5 protein-coding genes are annotated in these 4,511 nt (G+C 69.7%); 3 read left to right on the top strand and 2 right to left on the bottom strand.

Features of this window, described 5'->3' with window-relative positions; all coding sequences use genetic code 11:
* From L978_RS14395 to L978_RS18610, 3 genes are all read left to right on the top strand, one after another.
* Window positions 1-914: glycoside hydrolase family 15 protein (locus L978_RS14395; RefSeq protein ID WP_047523993.1), on the top strand; the 914-nt coding region annotated here is incomplete at its 5' end.
* Window positions 915-952: 38 nt separating this feature from the next.
* The gene (locus L978_RS18430; protein WP_081997075.1) at window positions 953-1,861 is read left to right on the top strand and encodes an LssY C-terminal domain-containing protein; all 909 of its coding nucleotides are present in this window, start codon (window positions 953-955) and stop codon (window positions 1,859-1,861) included.
* Window positions 1,858-2,322 carry a hypothetical protein gene (locus L978_RS18610; RefSeq protein ID WP_081997076.1) on the top strand — a complete coding sequence of 155 codons (465 nt, stop codon included), beginning with the start codon at window positions 1,858-1,860 and terminating at the stop codon, window positions 2,320-2,322. Before L978_RS18430 ends, L978_RS18610 begins: the two co-directional genes overlap by 4 nt.
* Here the strand turns inward: L978_RS18610 and L978_RS14410 are convergent.
* Window positions 2,300-3,304: a magnesium and cobalt transport protein CorA gene (locus L978_RS14410; RefSeq protein WP_047523995.1), complete on the bottom strand. Its 1,005-nt coding sequence runs from the start codon at window positions 3,302-3,304 to the stop codon at window positions 2,300-2,302. The genes L978_RS18610 and L978_RS14410 overlap by 23 nt on opposite strands.
* A gap of 294 nt (window positions 3,305-3,598) precedes the next feature.
* A partial coding sequence (locus L978_RS14415; protein WP_047523996.1) for a Gfo/Idh/MocA family protein occupies window positions 3,599-4,511 on the bottom strand: 913 nt, incomplete at its 5' end.

The following is a 4,511-nucleotide window of genomic DNA, read 5'->3' on the forward strand; positions in this document are numbered from 1 at the left end:
GGGAGTGGCTGCTGCGGGCGGTCGCCGGTGATCCCGCCGATCTGCAGATCATGTACGGCCCGGCGGGGGAGCGAGATCTTCCGGAGCGTGCTCTGCCGCACCTCCCCGGGTACGAGGCGTCCACGCCCGTGCGGATCGGCAACGGCGCAGCCGACCAGTACCAGGCGGATGTCGTCGGCGAAGTCGTGGTGACGCTGTCGGCCGCGCGGGCGGCGGGACTCACCGAGTCGGGCTTCTCCTGGCCGCTGGAGCGCGAGTTGCTGCGGTTCGCCTCCGAGCAGATCGAGCGTCCGGATCAGGGCCTGTGGGAGATCCGCGGGGAGCCACGCTACTTCACCCATTCGCGGGTGATGATGTGGGCGGCGTTCGACCGGGCGGTGCGCGCGGTCGAGGAGCACGGCTTCGACGGCCCCGTCGAGCGCTGGCGTGGGCTGCGCGATCGGATGCGCGAGGAGATCGATCGCGACGGCGTCGTCGACGGCCACTTCGTGCAGCACTACGAGACGACCGAGGTCGACGCCTCGCTCCTGCTCCTTCCGCAGGTGGGCTACTGTCGGCCGGACGACCCGCGGATGCGGGCGACGGTCGCACGGATCGAGCAGACACTGATGGCGGGCGGGCTGGTGCGGCGGTACCGCACGGCGACGGGGGTGGACGGCCTCGCCGGGACGGAGGGAGCCTTCCTCGCGTGCTCGTTCTGGCTGGTCGAGCAGTACGCCATGACCGGACGGCGCGCCGAGGCGCAGGCGCTCATGGAGGGGCTGTGCGCACTGGCGAACGACGTGGGGATGCTGTCGGAGGAGTACGACCCGGTGGTGGGGCGGCAGCTCGGCAACACCCCGCAGGCCTTCTCGCACCTTGCGCTCGTGCGGGCTGCCGATGCTCTGTCGCGGACGGAACCGCGGACGCGCTGACCTTTGCCCGCAGTGCGAGCCCTTTCTAGGATGTGGACATGTCGGAACCGGTGAAGAGGCGGGATCCTCTGGTCCAGCGCCAGAGGTTCTCCGTCAACGCGGCTCTCGACGATGCCTTCTTCGTGTTCGCCGGTCTCGCCGCCGTCTGGCTCGCGTACCTCATCGTCACCGAGGCGTTCTCGTGGGGCTGGTGGGCCATCGCCTTCGCGGTCGCGTTCTGGTTGCTCCTCGCCTACCTCGTCCTGCCGAGACTGCACGCGATCCTCACGCGCATCTACGTGCCCAGTTACTTCATCGGCCGCGCACGCACGAGTGACGGCCTGCTCGGCGACCCGGTGAACCTGGCCGTCCTCGGCTCGGAGGAGCAGCTCACCCGGTGCATGGCCGAGGCCGGATGGACGCGTGCCGACGACATCACCGCGGAGTCGACGTGGCGCATCGTGCTGTCGACCGTGCTGCGGCGCAGCTACGACGAGGCACCGGTCAGCCCGCTCTTCCTGTTCGGTCGTCGGCAGGACCTCGCGTATCAGCAGGAGGTCGAGGGCAACCCGGCCAAGCGGCACCACGTGCGGTTCTGGCGCTGCCCCGAGGGGTGGATGCTGCCCGGCGGTCACCGCGTGGATTGGGTGGCTGCCGGCACCTTCGATCGGGCCGTCGGCTTCTCGCTCTTCACCCTCCAGATCACCCACAAGATCGATGCGGACATCGACATCGAACGCGATCACATCGTCGGCACGCTGCGCCGCGCGCACAGCGGGGTGCGCATCGTCATCATCCGCGACTTCTCCACGGGCTATCACTCGCGAAACGGCGGCGGCGACAGCATCCACACCGACGGCGACCTGCCGGTCATCGATCTCCGCGGCGTCACGAAGGCACCTGCCTCGGGCTCCGCCGGGGAGCCCGAGGAGCAGGCACCGGTCACGGAACTGCGGGGGCTGTCGTGAAACGCCCTCTGGCCACGGGGCTCGGCGCCGTGCTGATGTCGCTCCGCGTCGTGTGGGGGTTCATCTCGATCCTCATCTACGCGCTGAACTGGGCGGCGATCAGAGAAGAGGTCTTCTCTTCCGAGAACGGCCTGGAGGCGGTGCCCGCGGACGTCGCCGATCTCCTGATCGTCATCGGTCTCTGCGCGCTCGGCGTCTGGTACGTGTTCTACGGCGTGCTCGCCGGGCTCGTGTTCGCCGGCGCCAACTGGGCGCGCATCGTGGCGATGAGCTTCGCCTCGCTCAGCATCATCGTCGTGTTCCTCGACTGGTGGAACGCCGGCATCCCCGTGACGTTCCGCACATCGCTCGCGAGCGTGGCCCTCGACATCCTCGTGCTGCTCGCCCTGTCGGCGCAGAGCGCACGCGGCTACGCCCGGCGCAACGACCCCCGCTCGATCACAACCACTTCTTATACTTGAACACCCCGTAGAGGGCGACGGCGAACGCGGCCATCGCGCCGATCGCCATCGGATACCCGAAGGCCCAGTGCAGCTCGGGCATGACGTCGAAGTTCATCCCGTAGACCGTGCCGACCAGCGTCGGCGCGAAGATGATCGCCGCCCAGGAGGAGATCTTCTTGATCTCGTCGTTCTGTGCGAGCCCGGCCTCGGTCTGGCGGCGGGCCACGAGCGCGGAGTGCACGGTCAGCGCGTTCTCGAGGATGGCCCGGAACGAGTCGACCCGCTCGTTGACGCGGATCGTGTGGTCGAGGACGTCACGCAGCGACCGCTGCAGCTCCTCGTCGATGCGGTACTTCTCGGACCCGCGACGCAGCCACTCCAGCATCCCGCTCAGAGGATGCACCGCCCGCTGGAAGTTGATCACTTCGCGGGAGAGTTCATAGATGCGCCGGGAGAGCGCGCTGTCGTCGGCGCCGTCGCCGAAGAGCTGGTCCTCGATCTCGTCGATGTCGTTGAGGAGCCCCGCCACGATCGGCTCGTACCCGTCGACGACCTCGTCGAGGATCGCGTAGAGCACCGCTTCCGGTCCCATCGCGAGCAGCTCGGGGTGGGCCTCCATGCGCATCCGGACGGCGGCGAGGTTCGGCGACTCGGCGTGGCGGATGGTCACCACGAAATCGGGGCCGACGAAGAGGTGCAGCTCGCCGAACTCGATCGACTCCTCCTTGTCGCGGTACCGGGCGGGGCGGAGGACGGCGAACAGGGTGTCGCCGTAGCGCTCTACCTTCGAGCGCTGGTGCCCCGAGAGCGCATCCTCGACGGCGAGGGGGTGCAGATCGAACTCCCGGGCGACCGAGGCCACTTCCTCGGGGCTGGGCCGGTACAGCCCGATCCAGGCGATGCCCCCGGCCGCATCCAGCATCCGGTAGGTCTCGTCCAGGTTCTTGGGGGTCTCCACGCGACGTCCGTGGACGTACACGCCGTTGTCGATGAGCGCCATGATGCGGCTCCGTTCTCGCGGGCGCACGGCAGCGGAGAGCTCCGTGCGCGGATTCGTCAGGGGGCGGATGACGCCACCGACGCTGCGAGGGAGGACGTGCGAAAGCGGACCGGAAGGTCAACGCGTGAGCGCAGGGAGTCTCGACGCAGCGAAGGCGGCGTCGTAACTATCACCGGACATCGCCATCACCGCCTTTCGGGACTCTTCGGGGTCGGACGACCCAACGGGTCAGCATACCCCTGTCTGCTGGGAGTCAGGTGTCCGGTCCGTCGCGCCTTCCCGCGTGGAGCGAGCTCAGAGCGTGACGACCTCGCCACCGCGGGAGGCAGAGGTCTGGGCGGCCGTGGCGATCTCGACCGTGCGGATGCCCACGCCGGCGTCGGGCTGCGGCTGCCGGCCCTCGCGCACGGCGTGCACGAACTCGTCGAGCAGCAGCGCGTCGAGGTCGGCGCCCACCGGGCTCCAGGTCTCGCCGTGCGCATCATGCCCGGCGACGCCCTTGGCGAAGGGGCTGACGGTGACGGTGCCGCGCTCGGCGACGACCTGGAGGGTCAGCCCGCCCCAGGTGGCCGAGCTCATCGGCCAGCTCCAGGAGCAGTCGATCGTGGCGATGACGCCGCTCGGGTACCGGATCGAGACGAGTCCGCCGGTCTCGACCTCGAGCTCGCGCTCGGCGTGCAGGATGCTGTTCGACACGGCGCGCACCGACTGGGCCCGCTCGCCCAGGAGCTCGTCGAGCAGGTCGGCGCAGTGCACGACGTGGTCGACCAGCGCGCCGCCTCCGGCCAGTTCCGGATCGGTGAACCAGGCGCGGTCCTGCGGGAGCTTCCCATTGTTGATGCCGGTGACGCCGAGGACCTTCCCGAGGCGACCGCTGCGCAGCTCGGTGATCGCGTCGCGCACGCTCGGCGCGAAGCGCACAGGGTAGGCGACCATGAGGATCACGCCGGCACGCTCGCAGGCCTCCTGCATCGCGACGGCATCCTCGACCGTGGTGGCCAGCGGCTTCTCGCAGAGCACGTGCACCCCGGCAGCGGCCGCGCGCTCGACGAGGGCGCGGTGGCGGGAGTTCTCGGCGGCGATCACCACGGCGTCGGGCCTCCAGGCGAAGGCCTCGTCGTAGGTGTCGACGTAGGCGACGCCGAGCTCGGCGGCCAGGGCCGCGCCCCGGAGCGCGTCGTCGGCAGCCGCGGCGCCGTCGGGATCG

It is taken from the genome of Microbacterium sp. ZOR0019, assembly GCF_000800925.1.
Classification (GTDB): Bacteria; Actinomycetota; Actinomycetes; order Actinomycetales; family Microbacteriaceae; genus Microbacterium; species Microbacterium aurugineum.

Excerpts from the sequence above, each read along its gene's own strand:
- L978_RS18430 (WP_081997075.1), top strand. The coding sequence starts at position 953 with ATGTCGGAACCGGTGAAGAGGCGGGATCCTCTGGTCCAGCGCCAGAGG.
- L978_RS14410 (WP_047523995.1), bottom strand. The coding sequence starts at position 3,304 with ATGGCGCTCATCGACAACGGCGTGTACGTCCACGGACGTCGCGTGGAG.